Origin of the sequence: Desulfosporosinus paludis (assembly GCF_045689965.1) — a bacterium.
GTDB lineage: Bacteria > Bacillota > Desulfitobacteriia > Desulfitobacteriales > Desulfitobacteriaceae > Desulfosporosinus > Desulfosporosinus paludis.
Genome location: NZ_CP144211.1, coordinates 5,384,730 through 5,401,340, shown reverse-complemented (window position 1 = coordinate 5,401,340; position 16,611 = coordinate 5,384,730). Strand labels below are relative to the sequence as shown.

The following is a 16,611-nucleotide window of genomic DNA, read 5'->3' as shown; positions in this document are numbered from 1 at the left end:
GATTAACTTCAGCCTGTGATACTTGAAACTCTTTATTACAAATAGGACATTTTCGTGTAACTGGCCCACCATTCCAACTTGAGCTTTTCTCACCCGTCTGATTAGTTGACATCCATTCATAATGACATTTCTTGCTGCAGAAATGGTTTTTCCTATTACTTCGAGATGGCTTTACCTATACCGTTTTACCACATTGCGAGCAAGTCGATTCATATCCCCCACGCCAATTTGCATTAGCGCTCCCTTTTCTGGATTTATACAAAATTATAGTTTAAACTAAGATCTCGAAGCCAGTGCTACGAACGGAGAAAGCGTGTTCGATCCACGCGCCGGAGTTAAAGCTGTGTTCCACACAGGTTGTCCATCCACTCGGTAAATGAAGCGAAAGCAATTTTCATCATACAAAAATCTGACATGGATCGAAGATGCCGCACTAATTCCGCCCTTATCGATAATAAGGTACTGCGATAAATCAGCCAGTATGATGTCGCCCGTCGTACCGAGAGTTTGACATTGCTCCAAAGGAATGACCGGGCGACCATACAGAGTACTGTAAGGAGAACCGGAAATACCTCCTGCTGGCATATACACCGGAACACCACCCGTCCCTACTGCCAAGGCCATGGTATACAGTTGAGGTTCAATGTCCTGATTGATTAACCAGACTGCGTTCTGGCGGGACTTTCCCCAGCAACGGGACCACATTTTAACGATATTCTGAATGGTAATCGTACCCGCCGCTTGGCTGTTTCTTTGGATACAGCCACTAAAGCTTTGCTGTTCATGATTCCTAAAGGCATTCCAGCCCCGGTTCCGTTGAGAATACCATCATCCATTTTAAAGCCGAATTCTTCGGCGAACCCTTGAGAAATGACAGTCTCTAAAGCCGTCGCATCCAGGAGGAGTTCATCCGTGGCGTAGCATAATCCCGTTAATTTATGGAAGTTGAGTTCCATTTGACGAAACTTTGGTTTGCTACCTAAGAGTTGATCGGCTTCTCCTTCCCAGTAAGCCTGAATCCCACCCCAGCGAGATCCATTGGACCGGCTGCTCTCATCAATGGCGTTAATTTTTAGTCCTGTCGCGTTGGTGCTTAGCGGCACTTTATTGCAACGACTGGCGAGTACGCCCGTATCATAGGCACGCTTGAGGATCTCTTTGGAGAAATCATCATCGACTAAGAATCCACCGTCACTACCTACATTTTCATTAAGCACTGCAGCAGCTTTAATGGATAACCGATGATCCACGCTACCGCCGGGGCGAGCTGCTTCAATCACGGCCCGAAGTTGTTCCCCAAAGGAAGCGAATTTCTCTTTCTTCGACTTAGGTTCAGGATAGAGCGGCCGATTTACTGGGTTGGTGATCTCTTTTTGTCGGGCCTCCAGTTCTGCTGCAGCCTTGATGGTATTTTCCAAGTTGACAATCTCCGTTTGCAAAGTATCAAACTGGACTTGCTGTTCGGCGTTGAAGCCTATCCCTGCGGCCATTGCTGCGTCGATCAGTGTTTGCTGGGCATCAAGTTTTTGTTTAAGTAAGGCTCTAAAATCCATAGTCCAGTCTCCTTCGCGTTAAATTTAATTGCGCTTGGTAAAGTGAAACCCCGATGAGTCCGACATCCTCATCGTCCTCTCCGGGGTTCTCATCGCCGTCGGAAGTGGTATCCGAACCGTCACCATCCAAGCCCTGGTCATTGCTTTCCGTCTCGTCATCGCCACCATCGAGTTGAGAGAGGACTTCCGATAAACAATCCATGGCTTGGCGGATCCGAACTTCGTTGGCGGACGATAAAGTCCGACCTGCGTTACGTAACTTGGGCAAATAAATAGGCAGTGGTCTGCTTTCCACTGCCTGGTTGCTTGGTTCTTGCTTGGGTAATTTTTTGAGTTGTTCTTCGGGTTCTTTTTCGGATGGTTTATTAATTGGATCAGAGGAAGCCGAGGTTTGATGCTCGTGGTGAGCGAATTGTGGAGTCTTACGGAATCGGCTTAAATCAATACTTTGACCGTTAACCAAAAGATGTCCATGGCTTATCGAGGCCACAATCTGTTTACTTTCCTCAATTTCATCGGCAAATCCTAAGGCCACAGCTTCTTCGGCCTTCAGCCAGGTTTCAGCATTGACCATATCTATGATCGTTTCTGGATCTAGACCTGTCTTAGTTTGGTAGGTTGTTAAAATGCTTTCATCAATTTTGTCCATATCATCCGCAAGTTTCCTTAAGTCATTGGCATTACCAACAGCCAAGGTCCACGCTTTGTGGATCATGAGCATGGCGTTTCGCGGCATATAAACAGTGTCTCCGGCCATCGCGATCACAGAGGCAATACTGGCAGCCAACCCGTCGATATAGACATTTTTCTGAGCTGAGTGGCGTTTGAGCATGGAGTAGATAGCAAGACCCGCGAAAACATCCCCGCCGCCACTGTTGATATAAATATTGAGGGTTGAGATATCTCCAAGGTTCTTTAAATCCTGAGCGAAGGCTGCTGGGGTTACTTCATCCCCCCACCACGTCGTGCTGGAAATGTCTCCATAAAGTAAGAGCTCCCCGACGGAGGGAGCATCCGCTTTGGCTCGAAATTCCCAAAATAGCTTAATACTATCACCCTTTCTCACGGATCATGTTGTAGATTTGTTCGGCTAAAGCATTGGCAGAAACGGAGTCTGAAGTAACTGTAACTGGGGCTTTTCCTGCCTCTGAAAAATTAAGGGGCTGCATGTAAATGTCTCCGTTCGGAATGGGCGGCATATTTTCGAGCTTGCGAATGTCGTTGACTGAGAGCCAACCCCACTGTCTTCCTTGCGCATAAGCCATGGCTCGGCTTTGCATGTCGCCTCGGAGCAAGCTGTTGATATTAAACTCAATATAAAACCCCGCTTTGCGTTCAAGCGGGGTTAAAAGCTGCATGTTGATATTTTCTTCCCATCGTTTAAACCACGGGAGCATGGTGTACATCACAAATTCCAAGCTTTGTTGTTCGATGTTTGAGAACGTGGCTCGGTCAAGGTTCTGGATCAAGTGAAGGGGGACACGGTAGATTCGGGCAATGTCTTCCAACTGAAACTTTTTATTTTCGATGAGTTGAGCGTCTGCGGGCTTAATGGCTAGTTGGCTGAACTTGGCTCCGCCTTCTAGAATAATCGGCTTACCAGTGTTCGCCAGGCCCTGATAACTTTTAGCGAAATCCTTTTTTAAGCGTTCATAGGCGGTATCTGCCAGAGCACCGGGGTACTCAATCACACCTGAAGCGTTGGCCCCATTTTTATAGAAGTTGATCCCAAAACGTTCATAGGATAACCCCAAACGAATCGCTGAGGAAACGTATTCGATCGGAGACAGCCCAACAACGCCGTCCATACTCAGTCCGGCGACGTGAAACACTTGATCTCTCGGCAAATCCAGTTGTTTCGTTCCATCTCGGATTTTATACAATAACTTTTGGTGGTCATATCTCTTGTGATGGTCACTTTAGACCAATCGTAAGGGTATAGCCCGACGAGGTTTCCGTATTTGTTGACAAGTTTTTGACTCACCGAGTTCCCACCAAGGTTCAGTGAAACCATGCACGTCTCTTTGAAATTGAACGGGGACATTTCCTCATTGGGCTGGTTGTGAAGAACATCGTAGACAGCAAGATCGTTTCTGGTTTCGCGGTCTCCATTTTCTTTTTTGCGGTAAAGCATAATCGGAGTTCCAGCTAAGGCTTCTGCAAGAACCCTTACACAAGCAAAAACAGCCGTGTATTTCATGGCTGTTCTCGAATCGACTTGGCTGGGTGAGTTTATATCGGATACGTCATCACCGGATAGGAATCGTTGGATATAGTCGTCGAACCCTTGCCCGAAGAAGAATTTGGCACGTTGAAAAAATTTAATGCTATCACCTCTTTGATTCATCCATTAATCAAGATTTTGATTGAAAATTAATGGCGACTTCCTGCTTACAAAGATTACCTGATTAACTTATTCTGCAAAGAAAATACTAATAAAAACAACAGGAGGCTATACAATGCAAAAAATTAAAGATAGACATATCTTGGGAATCGTCTCAGGACTGTGTGGTTCAATAGTTAAAACTGCAATCGATGAGATTTCTCTGCGTAAAAAAATATCTCAACGCTCATATAGAGAAACTGCCGCTGGAGTTTGGGTTAGCTCGCGCAAGGAAGCGACCAGTTGGAAAGGCAATCTTCTGGGCGGAATGATGGATACCGGGTTAAGCATGTTAGGCGGAATAATAAAAGTCAATCTTTTGTCAAATAACGGAAGAGATCATTATATTACCAAAGGTGCGTTTTATGGAGTGACATACGGAGCTATTGTTGGTGCTTTAATGAGTGGATTCTCAACTAACAAGGTAAAACCCAAAGATGCGTCAAGTAATTTATCTTATATTCTAGGCAATGCAGCTTACGGAATGGTTACAACTGTTGTAGCTAGCAAAATTGGCGATGATTCTATTTTCGATTCCCAGCCCATTAATGATTCTGCAAAGCCAACAATTCAAACCACTGAGCAACGATTAAAATCGAATTCCCATACTTATTCACCAAATTATAATTCTGATAACGATGTACTAAATCAATATCTAAATTAGCAAAGTTACTAGCTCCGACGACGTCACAGGATTAGAAGTCCACGCTTATCGTAGACACTGCCACCATTATTCTCATGCCTTAGCGCTCTATCCAAGGCCATAATTAAAGCAACGGCACCGTCAATTCGCTCGGTGCTCTTTTCTTTGTCCGGTTTGATGTTACCCGCCGGGTCGGTTTTAACGTAGATGTTATCCATCATCCAGCGAAGCACCGGATGACCGGAGTGTGCTATAGTGCAGTCCGATGACTACATGAGGAGCTATCTTTAAGTTTGCTTCACGACAGAAGAGTATGGCCCGTAGGTAATCTTCAGATCTTCGGTCAAGATGGTACACCTGGTGAATCGTCTCCCTGTCACCAATCACATCTATTAAGACCTGATCGACATGCGCCGCTTTTAAAGCCATAGCCGTTTCGCGATTAATAATTCCGCTATGGACCAATACTTTTAGACCTTTCTGGCAGGCATAGGCAAGGGAATCCATAAAAGGCAGCAACGGTACTTCTCCCTGTGAATTTGCTCCCCCGCTTACGAGGATGCCCCGACAGCCTATGTCCTGAAGCTGATCAATCGCTTGACACATTTTCAGAGAGGTAGGCGTTGCCATCATACTCTGGAGAAGTTTGCCGTTGATCCCAAGGAGGATGAGCGCCTGGGTGTAAGTCAAATTCGTCACCAGTGACGAATCTGGCTGGCTGTCACTATCAGGGGAGGCAAGCAGTTTCGTCCCGTACTCTTCCCAGAGCTGCATTAGCCTATCGGCCGTTCGCTGAGAGTAACTGACCGATTCCTTATTTCCCAAGCATCATTTATTTATAATCTGAGGTTTAAGTTGCCTTCCAGCCCCTTTTTCAGGTGCGGTGAGTCCAAGTAGTCGTTAAAAGTTAACAGTTCTTCAAAACGATCAATGACATAATTATATTCTTCAACCTTACCAAAGCCATATCTTGCATAGACAAACGGAATTTCCGCCACTTTGGCTGACTGGGCATCTCCATTTGTATCTCCTACATAAATAGGTTTTTTCAGTCCATTTCTTGCCATGATGATTTTATTGGTTTCCCCCTTCGATAGCCCTGTTACACCCCAACATTCAAAATCACTGAAGTATTTTTTTAAGCTATGGGCCTTAAAGAAGGCTTGTATATAGCCGTCCTGACAATTACTGACTATGAACAATTTGTATTTTTGAGATAACTTTTCAAGGGTTTCTTCTAATTTAGGGTATAACATTCCGCCATGTTCCTCTAAATAAACTTGTTCTGTTTCACAGAATTCTTTCATTAATTTCCTTTGAAAAGCTTCATCTAATTCCGGGAACAACTTTTTGCCGATTTCGTCCATTGGCAGCCCCATGCATCCCTGCATGTCATCAGGTGTTACTGCTTTTGTAATGTTGGGAGATTTCGCCAAGACCGCTTGCCACGCCTCACAAATTCCTGCTATTGAATTCCAAAGAGTGCCGTCTAAATCAAAAATAATACTATCAATCTCCATTTTTATTACCATCCCTCTTAATAAATAATTACAATTCAATATGTTTGCTTCTCGGAAGAACAACGTCTCCGCAGGCCTTAAGTATTTATTTAGATTTCATTTAATCTACTTCCTTATGACAATTAATAATTATTACATGCATCTATCATATTACGGATTTTTGGGGTAATCAAGACGACGGTTTATTTACAAAATTAGACTTTGCCCTCCATATCTGCACGAATCTCACGGATTTTAGCCAAAAGGTCATGATATGAGGTCCATAAAAGCCCCGAACAGAAGTATAACTAAGGCAAATGTACGGCGTTTACTGTTCATACTTTCTCCTTGCATCATTGTGTCCTCCTCCGCTTGATTTTTGGAAAAAGAGAAGTTTGTTTCCTTGTCAATAATAAAGCGAGGCTGTATCATACGCTGATGTTTCAGCGTTCTGATACAGCCCCACTTTAGGCTATTTTTTGATAAAGCCCATTATTCAAAATCATTTCCAATTGTTATATCTAAACCTTTTGTTATATTTACACCTTGCTTCTTTATTTCCGCATCCAAATGCCTTACAGCTCATTTTTTACAGGGAAATCCGGAACCACTTTTGTTTCAGATTTCCTTCTGAATTTTCTCTTCATATCATCCAGCAGAGAATAAATTACCGGAACAATAAAGAGTGTCAGCAGGGTTGAGGTGATTAACCCGCCAATAACGGCATGTCCCATTGGGGCACGCATCTCTATGCCGGCTCCTGTTCCCAGGGCTACAGGAATCATACCAAAGATCATAGCAAGAGTCGTCATGAGAATTGGTCTTAGTCTAGCACCACCTGCTTCTACCAAGGCCTCATTAACACCAAGTCCTTCTTTTTTTCGCTGCTTTGTAAAGTCTATGAGCAGAATACCATTTTTAGCTACTAGACCCATGAGCAGAATAACCCCAATGAGAGACATAATACTGAGCTGACTGCCTGCGACATAAAGTCCCAAAACTGCACCGATAAGTGCCATAGGCAGGGAAAACATGATGGCAATAGGATCCAAAAAGCTTTCAAATTGCATGGTCATGACCAAGAACATGAAAAGTATGCCCATCAAAAGTGCCGTAACAAGATTACTGAAGCCTTCAGCCATGCCATCATTTATACCCCCGACTTCAACAGAAACGCCTTGGGGCAGATCCGGATCTTTCTGCAGCAGAGCTGTATACTTGTTTGAAAAATCTCCTGCAGCGACACCATCAAGGTTGGCCGAAAGTTCGATCTCCCTCAGCCTATCGTATCTGTTGATTGAGGAATGGGAAGTAGATAACACTTTTTTCGTAACTTGGTAGAGAGGAACCTGTTGATTATTGGAACCGTTGACATAAATACCGTTCAGATCATCTAAACTTTTACGTTGATTGTCCGGCAAGGAGACCCGTACATTATACCTATCACCTGCACTATCGAAATTTCCGGCATCTATTCCGCCAAAAAGCGCCCTTACCGTATCTGCCGCTAGTGCGGGATTAACCCCAAGATCCGATGCCTTATCTCTATCGACCTCTAATTTGGTTTCTGTGGCACCATTTGTAACATTGAGCGCCACATCTTTGGCATGAGGATCCTGACTGAGCATCTTTTTAGCTTTCAGAGCATATAACTGCATGGTTTCCTGATCGTTACCCTCGATTACAAAGGAGACATCCTTGCTGTCGGAGGGCCCAAAAGAACCAGGTTGAAGGGACAGTTCAAGGCCGGGGATTTTGTTTAAGTTATCTCGCATTTCTGAAGCTATCTGTTTGGAGGACTTTTGGCGTTCTTGCTTATCAGTCAGGGTTACATTCAGAGAGATGTTGTTTGATGCGACTGTCGTATATATATGCCGGACTTCAGGGAATTTTTTGAGGTCATGTTCTATTTCTTTAGCCTTTTCTCCTTCTGCATCCAATGTTAAACCGGAGTCCGTAGTTGCAGTGATATTAATAATTCCATTTTCACTGGCAGGCATAAAGCTAAAGCCCAAAAGGGGAATCAGTGTCATACTGGCAACAAAAAGCCCTGCAGTAATGATAAGGGTTATAAGGCGATGTCTAAGCACAACCTTTAAAAATTTAGCATACATCGAACCCAATGAATCAATTTTAGCATTGAACCAGTTTAAAAAAGACCCCAGGGGAGTTTTTTTAGTTTTTCTCTCCGCTGTTAATAATTTTGCAGCCATCAAAGGTACGAGTGATAATGATACAAAAAGTGAAACCAGCATACTAAAGGCCACTGTGAGTCCAAATTCAATAAAAAACTTACCAATAATACCTGAAACCATGGCAATCGGTATAAAAACCGATACAACTGCAAAGGTTGTCGCCAAAACCGCTAAACCAATTTCTGAGGTGCCGTCGAGTGCCGCCTGCAAGGGAGACTTCCCCATATGCAGGTGCCGGACAATGTTTTCTATTACTACAATGGCATCGTCAATTAACAAGCCGACTGCTAAGGACATAGCCATTAGGGACATGGTGTTTAGAGAAAAATTCATGACCTTCATGGCGATAAAGGTTGTAATAATAGACGTTGGCAAAGAAATCCCACTTATTAAGGTGCTTTCCCATTCATTTAAAAACAGGAAGACGATAATAACGGCAAGGATACACCCATCGAGGATAGTTTGTACGACATCATTGACCGAATCACGGATGGAGACTGAATTATCCGCAACAACATTAATAGTTATGACCTTAGGGAGAAGACCCTTAAGAACCTCTAATTGTTTTTTGATATTATCAGAGACTTGTACTGTATTTGAGCCTGATTGTTTGACAATATCAATACCTATAGCCTCTTGGCCATCGTAATACGATATGCTGTCCTTATCTTGTATTCCATCCGACACAATGGCTACGTCTCGAACCTTGATCTCCCGATCCCCTCGTGCGGCGACGGTAATATTATAAAAATCATCCAGGGACTTAACTTTGTTGTCAGTGCGGAGGGATATTTCGCTTTGCCCGTCCGTTGTCACTTTACCTCCCGGTTCTTCGAAGTTGCTGCTTTGTAGGCTGGTAACCAAATCTGCCGGAGTCAGTCCATAAGCGGTCAACTTGTCGAGATCAGGCTTGATCCTGACCTCTCTTTCCTCTGCACCGTAGATCTTGAGCGAGCCAACACCGTTTACAGTATATAAACTCTTGCTTATCTCATCATCTACAAGTTTGGAAATGGCTCGATTGTCCATGGTCCCGCTGACGGCCAGGGATAAGATAGGCTGTGCAGTAACATCGTATTTGGCAATAACCGGATCATCGATATCATCCGGGAGACTTTTTCGTATCGAAGAGACTTTGTCCCTTACTTCCTGAGCCGCGGTATCCGGTGGCTTTCCCAGAACAAATTCAACGATAATACTGCAGGAACCTTCATTTATAGTTGTAGTTATATGCTTTACACCGGAAACCTCTCCAATAGCATCTTCAACTTTCTTAGCCACATTAGTTTCTATTTGGTCGGGGGCCACACCTTGCTCTGTAATAGAAACTGTTACATAGGGCAAGTCTGCTTCCGGCATATCATTGATACTCAAGCTTCGATAAGACATGATTCCTATAAGAAGGAGAATCATTATTATAACGGTTATATATACTGGACGTTTGATACTAATCTTAGTTAAAAACACACATTAACCCCCCTATTTTGATACCACCGTGATGGCATCACCATCCTGAAGCGTGTTCAGGTTTGTTGCTATAATTTCTTCCTTACCGTTTAGTCCTGATTTGATCTCAGCCTGATTGTCGGTTAAGTTTTTAACTGTTACGGCTCGTTTGCGGGCAATTCCCTTATCATTTATGTATACATAATAATTACCCTCATTCCCGGCAAGCAGTGCAACAGGTAGGGCAAAACTCTGAGCTTTGGTCTCGTCGAGGAGCATAACCTTAACAGATTCCCCGGGTCTTAAGGATAATGACTGATTAATTAACCCTATTTTCACTTGGAAAGAACGGGAGGTGGCATCAGCAGATGTATTGATGTTTTTTACAACACCTTCATAGGGTTTTGAAGTATCTTCATTAATGATTACTTTAGCTTTTTGACCTAACTTGACATTCTGGATTTGAGATTGGTCTATCTCGATAACAGCATTTATCGAAGATGTATCTTCAACCTTTCCCAAAACATCACTAGGGGAAACATACTGTCCAATGCTGACATTTTTACTATCGATCTCACCACTGAAAGGTGCTCTAATGATCATATCGGTCAATTGAGAATTGAGATTGTCGATATTAGTTTGTGCGGTTTTAATACTGGCTTGACTAGAGGCAATGTCCGCCTGAATGGATTTCAAAGAAGTACCCGCATTATCTAGATCAGCTTGAGCAGCAGCACCCTGCTCGACCAGTATTTTGGTTCGGTCATATACACGCTGAGCATTTTCGAGATTAGCTTCCGGCCCTAGAAGAGATGCCTTGGAAGCCTCTAGTTGGCTTTCAGCAGACTTCAACTGTTTCTTAATATCCTCGTCATCTAAAATGACGAGTTCCTGACCTTGCGTGACTTTCTGGCCATCATCAAAGAGAATGCTGATTACCTTTCCGTTATTTTTAGAACTTACAATTCCCTCTTGTTTGGCTTCAAGTGATGATTTATAGGCTGACCCTGGACTTTGAGTCATCTCCGTCGGCTTAATGACCTCTACAGACACTTTGTTGCCTGTAGAATTCTCTCCACTTTGATTAACTTTCGACGCAAAGGGTAGTTGAACTTTGCTCCGAAAGAAGGCAACGCCGATAATTAATACAACTGCTATAACTGCAATAGAAAAAATTTTCTTTTTACTCATATCCTCAACCTTCTCCTTCAATAATGATGATTTAAACCCTAGCCTTGCTTCATCCATAACCTTGTCATTGAGAAATTTATATAGTTCACCTGAGTTCTTTTTAAAATGTTTTCATATAAGGTATTCTAAAAGCTATTTGATTCAAGGGTTGATATTGCATATAATTTACTTTCTTAACCTTCATCTTAGATGAGAAAATTAAACGGAGTTTAAACAGAGATCATACTTTTTGAAAAATACATGAACGCAAAAAAACGGTGGATTAACGTTCCACCGTTTCGTATCATTTTAAATTACCCTTAATATGGTAATGTGACCTTGAAGACCGTCCCTTTTCCCAAAGCACTTTCTACTGTGACATCACCTCTGTGTATATCTACAATCTTTTTCACAAGCGCGAGCCCCAGTCCGTTTCCACCCAATGATCGGTTGCGTGATTTATCTACTTTATAAAATCGCTCAAAAATATGCATTTGCTCTGAAGGCGCTATACCGATACCGTTATCGGAAATGATACAAACCACGGTTTCACCGTCCTGTTTTAAGCTGACGTTAATCTCTCCATTTTCAGGTGTGAATTTTATAGCATTCACCAAAAGGTTGATCCAAACCTGCTTTAACAGATCCTCATTTCCACTGACGGTAATTTTGGGCAGTATTGTTTCGGGTATAATATTTTTTGCTTTCCATTGCGGTTCTAAGAGTAATACAACGTTTTCAAGTTGTCTGTCCAACCGGAACGAGGCTTTCGTGATAGAGCCCTCCTCCGCTTCCAATGCCGACAGCCGCAAAAGATTTTCCGACAGTTTGGATAATCTCTTGCTTTCCTCTTCGATGATCGTGGCATATTCCAACTGCTTAAGGGTCGCACCGTCCTTTCGCAGCAGTGCGGCATAGCCGCTGATTGATGTCAACGGCGATTGAAATTCGTGAGATATATTAGAGATAAAATCCTGCCGTAACTGTTCCATTGTACCGAGTTCTTTGGCCATATTGTTAATACTTTCAGTGATCTCATTGAAGTGCCCACGTGCATCAGGCTCAATAAACACCTTAAAATTACCCTGCGCTATTCTTTCCAAAGCTTCAAGAGTTCTCCGCCGCAGGCGGGATTGATTGTAGTTGTTTATAATAGACGCTACAATAATACTCCCGACAATCAGAAATAAACTGATAATACCGTAGGTCCTACCCCTCCACGGTTCGGGCGGACTTCCTATGAACCGGTAAATCAGCAGCATCAGTAGATAGCTTGCAATAAAATACGCCCCAAGTATGCACACGCCAAAACACAGCCAGAGCAAATTTTGAAACCGGCTCTTTTTTTTCAAGAAATCACTTCCAGACGATAACCCAAGCTGCGGATGGTGAGAATTTGAAAGCCGAATCTTTCGGATGGAAATCGATCGCGCAGCCGTCCGACATGAACATCCAAAGTGCGTTCATTGCCGTCAAAATCGATCCCCCATATTTCCTCGATAAGCTGATTGCGGGATAAAGTTTTTCCCGGGAAGCTGCCAAGTTTAAAAAGGAGTTCAAATTCTCGCAAGGGAATACTTAGGCGTTCTCCTCCAACAGAAACTGTATAGCTGTTGCTGTCCACGTTAAGAGCACCTATTGCAATCGTTTGCTGTGAAACGATTTTATAGCGTTTGAGCAACGCTCTGATGCGAAGCAGCAATTCTTCAGCTTCAAAAGGTTTTGTCAGATAATCATCTGCACCCGATCCATAACTTTCAATTTTTGATCCTATTTCACTTTTCGCCGTCAACATAAGGATAGGCATATCCTTGTAATACTTGCGGGCATTCCGGCAAAAATCCAAGCCGTCCATATTTGGCATCATAATATCCACAACACAAAGGTCTATTTTATTATCGTCAAGTTTTATAAGGGCGTCGCGTCCTTCTGCCGCTTCGCAAACATCGAAACCCGCATCGTTCAATATAGTGCCTACCAGCCTGCGAATATTAGCATCATCATCAACTACCAATATTTTATTCATTATCGCACCTCTCTCATACAAAAGCGTATGAAATACAGTATAAAGTAAGTTTTTAAATAGAGTGTAAACGAGTCAATAATTTAAATAACTTTTTTACATCTGTCGCAGCTCCGGCATTTTTCAGCGTTAATCTGATACCGATAGGGAGCTGTGACCGGATTTGTTTTTGGCTTCTCATCAGCATTCTTTATGAAGCGAGATAGTATATCCTTTAGCATTTTGTACCTTCTTTCTTTAAGCAATCGATACATATCCCACATAGCTTCCGGTTGTAGCCTTTGGCTATAAACCGTTTTCCGCCTCTTAATTAAACTTTAATTCAGGATCGCTCTCTTGACACATAATCATATTCTTCAACCTTACCAAAGCCATATCTTGCATATACAAACGGTACCTCTTAATGCATGTTAGGTTATGTGATAAAATAAGGGTTATAATACTTCTATAACATTTACGGGAAATACTTATTTCCATTCTAATTTAATAGTTTTCCATGCCAATTCTGTAGAGTTACAAATATAGAATATAGTCTTCGGAGATGTAAGTAATATGGGTAGTACTGGAATCCCTAAATCCTCAAATTCGGCGATGCAACCACGACCCGAAAAGAAACCTTTTTCGGTCTACCATTATAAACATAAAAAAAGGTTATTCCCCCGCCTCATGGCATGGTCTTTTAGTATATTTCTTTTGCTCTTCACAGGGTTTCTTTATTGCCCCCTTCAACCCTTTGAGACGTTACGTAATTTTTGGGTAGAAAGTGCTATGACGTCTATGAATCATCAGTACTTGGCAAAATGGTTTTTTAACGATGCCAAGATTCAAAAAATACTGGACAGCGACCAAGCGAAAGATTTGGGAAACTCCGATCCGACCTTAATTAATACGCACGGGACGAATAAGAATAATAGCACCGAGCTTATTGACATTAATCAAAATGGGTTTACAGGGTACTTGCTTAAAGTCAGTAATCCTGGGCGCGTGAGAGTGGCAGCGACACGTTATCTAGGGAAAATCGGTGAAAGGGCTGAGGACATAGCCGCGGTTACTGGTGCTGTAGCAGTCATTAATGGCGGAGCTTTTAATGATCCAGAGGGCAATGGAAGCGGCGGCCACCCACAGGGTATTCTCCTCTCTCGCGGTAGACTTCTTTACAAGGATTCTGGAGTTTCAACCTACGATATCATTGGCATGAACCAAAAAAATGTTCTTGTACTAGGCCATTATACCTTAGCCAACATTAAACGAATGGAGATACGTGACGCTGTGACCTTCGGTCCTTTTCTTGTCGTCAACGGTAAACCAGCCATAACCCATGGAAATGGAGCATGGGCAATTGCTCCAAGAACAGCCATAGGGCAAACAAAGGACGGTACAATCTTAATGCTGGTCATCGACGGACGACAGATTGGATCACTAGGAGCTACTCTAAAAGACGTTCAGGATATCATGCTTAAAAATGGCGCCTACAACGTAGCCAATCTTGACGGCGGGGCATCAACCGTCCTCTATTATCATGGTAAGATTATTAATCATCCTTCCAGTCCATACGGTGAACGCCATGCGCCATCCTTTTTCATAGTGAAATAGGATCCGCCTTCATCTCAGGTACAGCATCGTGCTCAAACATGACATCTTTCGTAAATAGAATACTCGCATGGCGCGATTACTACCACGAAGTCGCAGGTGCGCTCGGTCGCACGTCACGCCTGATCTTCATGCCTGCGCAATGGATTCTCGCACAAGACCGAAAGCGCTTTCTCATGCTCGACGAGATCAGCGCGTTCCACAATGCTTATGATTCATCCAAAGCCGTGCGTAATGTGCCCGAGTTTAAGTGTGAGATTGGCTTGCGCGAGGGTGCGCTTGAGGTGTTTGCCGACCAGCGACGCAGAGGTGTGTGGAAGGATAGCGTTGCGGATGCGGAATACACTGTGTTGGTGGAAGCGACGAAAAGCTTTGGCCTGGAGCCTGTCGAGGTGTAAGGGCGACTCCGAGTTCTGATCCCGCAATATCGTATGGCTGGGCAGTTCACCAAGCGTACCTTCGGTTGCGTTGATGGCACGACGAAACCACGCGCCGTCGCCGCCGCGCCATTGTTCTCCTCAGTAAATATATAAGTAATCGAAAGCCGGTTTCTCCTTAGAGTATTGTTATATCTTAATATCCCCTCCGATTTAACCTTGACCAATGTCATCTATTAACCACGGCGCGTTATCATTTTCTCTAATCAAAGTAAATTTTTCAGTTTGAATTCCACTTAACCATGGACCTTTGCTATATAAAGATACATAAGTGACTTTGTACGCCATAACATTGTTCGGTTTAACTCCATTAACTAACCCGCGTCCACACCCCAAATAAGCATTAACTGTGGTCATATCGTTATTTCCAATACTCAAAAGCTTTATAAATAATAGATTGTCAAAACCAAAATCCACGTTTGATTGATCATGCCACCTGGTTAATGTGGATAATAAGCCCTGCCTATTTTTCCCATTGCAGAATTTAAAGTAGTTTTCTATTACTTGTTTTGGTTGGGATGAATTATTAGTGTTAATAGGAACGTTTTCACTGCCGCTTCTCATCAAAGTAAAAACGAATAGACTTATAAGTCCTAGGATTACTAAAGTCTTTTTCAAGATAACCCCCTCACCCTCGAAAGATGGTTTCTTCTCTTTTGCCTCAAAAGAAGCTCACCGAATCCATATTATTCAAGGTATTTTTATAATTCCTTTCGTACAATATCATAATGGCTAAATGATCTGTATAACAAAAATTCTGCCTTCTTATACATGGACATAGGTCCATGATAATGCTGGGCATTTGTAAGTTCTCCTTTCCTCGGATATGCCTCCACATATTCATATCCTCTGTTTGAGTAGTCATTACATATTGCTTCCAGTATTTGGCTGGCTACACCTTTCTTTCTATACTCTGGGGCAATAACAAAGCAAACAATAGAACAGGTTTTTCCCTCTGTACCATCCCATAACTCTTTATTTGAAACAAGCCTCAAAAAGTTAAATTTATCGTTTACATTGCACCACCCTATTGGCTTTCCATCAAAGTAAGCTAAATACCCCTTCATTCTACCCTCTTGGATTAATTTTATGGCAGACAGCCGATTTCTTTCCGCTGTCTGTCGTTTCCATTGCTCATCATCAAAATGATAAAACTGACAATAGCAACCAGACCACTCTTTATTATCAGTAAAAGCAACATTATCAAAAAAATGGAGAAAATCCTCGATTCGTTCCTCAGATATTGGATATATGGTAACTTCCATTTTTAAACCCCCCAGTTATTTTGTATCTTATGATCCACTATTTCGCATTCTATATCTTCTAAACCCGTCCCAACGCTCCCGTCGGGTAATTATCGCTCGATGGGGTTTTTCAGTGATAATTTAGGATGCCTTTCTCGTATCGTAGTAATTCCATTATTATCCTAAACTTCCTGCAATAAATTTAATTAATAAATATACCACTGAAAAATTCAAAATGAAGCTCCTTAAAAACAAAAAGCCAGACCATCCACATAATATGGAACAATCCAGAAATTCTTAACTCTTACAGTTTCTAAATTCATAACAGTCTCTACGTGCCTGGAGTTGCCAAATCGGCTCGATAGAAAACACATACATAAAACATTAGGTTTACGTATGTGTTCTACAAACGCGTTCAAATTAGATCA

Annotated in this window: 17 protein-coding genes and 1 pseudogene; 3 read left to right on the top strand and 15 right to left on the bottom strand. The window is 42.6% G+C overall.

The features are described from left to right. Positions 1-276 precede the first annotated feature (276 nt). From VZF35_RS26750 to VZF35_RS26730, 5 genes are read right to left on the bottom strand one after another with little or no spacing between them, the layout of a single operon-like run. Entirely contained in the window at positions 277-705 is a 429-nt protein-coding gene (locus tag VZF35_RS26750; protein WP_407309760.1) for a phage major capsid protein, read from the bottom strand. Continuing rightward, positions 657-1,553: a phage major capsid protein gene (locus tag VZF35_RS26745; RefSeq protein WP_407309758.1), complete on the bottom strand. Its 897-nt coding sequence runs from the start codon at positions 1,551-1,553 to the stop codon at positions 657-659. The genes VZF35_RS26750 and VZF35_RS26745 overlap by 49 nt, the downstream gene beginning before the upstream one ends. Next, positions 1,543-2,619: a head maturation protease, ClpP-related gene (locus VZF35_RS26740; RefSeq protein WP_407309756.1), complete on the bottom strand. Its 1,077-nt coding sequence runs from the start codon at positions 2,617-2,619 to the stop codon at positions 1,543-1,545. Before VZF35_RS26740 ends, VZF35_RS26745 begins: the two co-directional genes overlap by 11 nt. Next, entirely contained in the window at positions 2,606-3,400 is a 795-nt protein-coding gene (locus VZF35_RS26735; protein WP_407309754.1) for a phage portal protein, read from the bottom strand. The genes VZF35_RS26740 and VZF35_RS26735 overlap by 14 nt, the downstream gene beginning before the upstream one ends. Further along, positions 3,364-3,900 (bottom strand): phage portal protein, encoded by a 537-nt coding sequence (locus VZF35_RS26730; protein WP_407309752.1) that lies wholly within the window; start codon positions 3,898-3,900, stop codon positions 3,364-3,366. The genes VZF35_RS26735 and VZF35_RS26730 overlap by 37 nt, the downstream gene beginning before the upstream one ends. Positions 3,901-4,012: 112 nt before the next feature. Here VZF35_RS26730 and VZF35_RS26725 point away from each other — a divergent pair, with 112 nt between their 5' ends. Beyond that, positions 4,013-4,600, top strand: coding sequence for a hypothetical protein (locus tag VZF35_RS26725; RefSeq protein WP_407309750.1), 588 nt, complete (start codon positions 4,013-4,015; stop codon positions 4,598-4,600). Between the two features lie 23 nt (positions 4,601-4,623). On the opposite strand, the pseudogene VZF35_RS26720 reads toward VZF35_RS26725, so the two are convergent. The 8 genes and pseudogenes from VZF35_RS26720 to VZF35_RS26685 form a co-directional block, all read right to left on the bottom strand. After that, positions 4,624-4,833: pseudogene (locus tag VZF35_RS26720) on the bottom strand (terminase TerL endonuclease subunit); the annotation flags it as partial. After that, the gene (locus VZF35_RS26715) at positions 4,790-5,404 is read right to left on the bottom strand and encodes a DUF3102 domain-containing protein (protein ID WP_407309748.1); all 615 of its coding nucleotides are present in this window, start codon (positions 5,402-5,404) and stop codon (positions 4,790-4,792) included. The gene VZF35_RS26715 and the pseudogene VZF35_RS26720, both read right to left, overlap by 44 nt. Before the next feature lie 11 nt (positions 5,405-5,415). Next, positions 5,416-6,099, bottom strand: coding sequence for an HAD family hydrolase (locus VZF35_RS26710; RefSeq protein ID WP_407309746.1), 684 nt, complete (start codon positions 6,097-6,099; stop codon positions 5,416-5,418). A 554-nt stretch (positions 6,100-6,653) separates the two neighbouring features. Continuing rightward, on the bottom strand, positions 6,654-9,740 hold the full coding sequence (locus VZF35_RS26705; protein WP_407309744.1) for an efflux RND transporter permease subunit: 3,087 nt from the start codon (positions 9,738-9,740) through the stop codon (positions 6,654-6,656). Between the two features lie 12 nt (positions 9,741-9,752). Beyond that, the gene (locus tag VZF35_RS26700) at positions 9,753-10,910 is read right to left on the bottom strand and encodes an efflux RND transporter periplasmic adaptor subunit (RefSeq protein ID WP_407309742.1); all 1,158 of its coding nucleotides are present in this window, start codon (positions 10,908-10,910) and stop codon (positions 9,753-9,755) included. A gap of 299 nt (positions 10,911-11,209) precedes the next feature. After that, positions 11,210-12,241, bottom strand: coding sequence for a sensor histidine kinase (locus VZF35_RS26695; protein WP_407309740.1), 1,032 nt, complete (start codon positions 12,239-12,241; stop codon positions 11,210-11,212). Further along, positions 12,238-12,915: a response regulator transcription factor gene (locus VZF35_RS26690; RefSeq protein WP_407309738.1), complete on the bottom strand. Its 678-nt coding sequence runs from the start codon at positions 12,913-12,915 to the stop codon at positions 12,238-12,240. Before VZF35_RS26690 ends, VZF35_RS26695 begins: the two co-directional genes overlap by 4 nt. 80 nt (positions 12,916-12,995) lie before the next feature. After that, positions 12,996-13,133, bottom strand: coding sequence for a hypothetical protein (locus tag VZF35_RS26685; protein WP_407309736.1), 138 nt, complete (start codon positions 13,131-13,133; stop codon positions 12,996-12,998). A gap of 445 nt (positions 13,134-13,578) precedes the next feature. On the opposite strand from VZF35_RS26685, the gene VZF35_RS26680 reads away from it, so the two are divergent. Further along, on the top strand, positions 13,579-14,505 hold the full coding sequence (locus VZF35_RS26680) for a phosphodiester glycosidase family protein (RefSeq protein WP_407309734.1): 927 nt from the start codon (positions 13,579-13,581) through the stop codon (positions 14,503-14,505). A 38-nt stretch (positions 14,506-14,543) separates the two neighbouring features. After that, the gene (locus VZF35_RS26675; RefSeq protein WP_407309732.1) at positions 14,544-14,900 is read left to right on the top strand and encodes a hypothetical protein; all 357 of its coding nucleotides are present in this window, start codon (positions 14,544-14,546) and stop codon (positions 14,898-14,900) included. A gap of 192 nt (positions 14,901-15,092) precedes the next feature. On the opposite strand, the gene VZF35_RS26670 is transcribed toward VZF35_RS26675, so the two are convergent. Both VZF35_RS26670 and VZF35_RS26665 read right to left on the bottom strand, forming a co-directional pair. Next, the gene (locus tag VZF35_RS26670) at positions 15,093-15,557 is read right to left on the bottom strand and encodes a DUF4829 domain-containing protein (protein WP_407309730.1); all 465 of its coding nucleotides are present in this window, start codon (positions 15,555-15,557) and stop codon (positions 15,093-15,095) included. Between the two features lie 83 nt (positions 15,558-15,640). Beyond that, complete coding sequence (locus VZF35_RS26665) at positions 15,641-16,204, bottom strand: GNAT family N-acetyltransferase (RefSeq protein WP_407309728.1); 564 nt, start codon at positions 16,202-16,204, stop codon at positions 15,641-15,643. Positions 16,205-16,611 lie beyond the last annotated feature (407 nt).

Excerpts from the sequence above, each read along its gene's own strand:
- VZF35_RS26675 (WP_407309732.1), top strand. The coding sequence starts at position 14,544 with ATGACATCTTTCGTAAATAGAATACTCGCATGGCGCGATTACTACCAC.
- VZF35_RS26725 (WP_407309750.1), top strand. The coding sequence starts at position 4,013 with ATGCAAAAAATTAAAGATAGACATATCTTGGGAATCGTCTCAGGACTG.
- VZF35_RS26700 (WP_407309742.1), bottom strand. The coding sequence starts at position 10,910 with ATGAGTAAAAAGAAAATTTTTTCTATTGCAGTTATAGCAGTTGTATTA.
- VZF35_RS26750 (WP_407309760.1), bottom strand. The coding sequence starts at position 705 with ATGTGGTCCCGTTGCTGGGGAAAGTCCCGCCAGAACGCAGTCTGGTTA.
- VZF35_RS26680 (WP_407309734.1), top strand. The coding sequence starts at position 13,579 with ATGGCATGGTCTTTTAGTATATTTCTTTTGCTCTTCACAGGGTTTCTT.
- VZF35_RS26690 (WP_407309738.1), bottom strand. The coding sequence starts at position 12,915 with ATGAATAAAATATTGGTAGTTGATGATGATGCTAATATTCGCAGGCTG.
- VZF35_RS26685 (WP_407309736.1), bottom strand. The coding sequence starts at position 13,133 with ATGCTAAAGGATATACTATCTCGCTTCATAAAGAATGCTGATGAGAAG.
- VZF35_RS26745 (WP_407309758.1), bottom strand. The coding sequence starts at position 1,553 with ATGGATTTTAGAGCCTTACTTAAACAAAAACTTGATGCCCAGCAAACA.
- VZF35_RS26730 (WP_407309752.1), bottom strand. The coding sequence starts at position 3,900 with ATGAATCAAAGAGGTGATAGCATTAAATTTTTTCAACGTGCCAAATTC.
- VZF35_RS26665 (WP_407309728.1), bottom strand. The coding sequence starts at position 16,204 with ATGGAAGTTACCATATATCCAATATCTGAGGAACGAATCGAGGATTTT.
- VZF35_RS26710 (WP_407309746.1), bottom strand. The coding sequence starts at position 6,099 with ATGGAGATTGATAGTATTATTTTTGATTTAGACGGCACTCTTTGGAAT.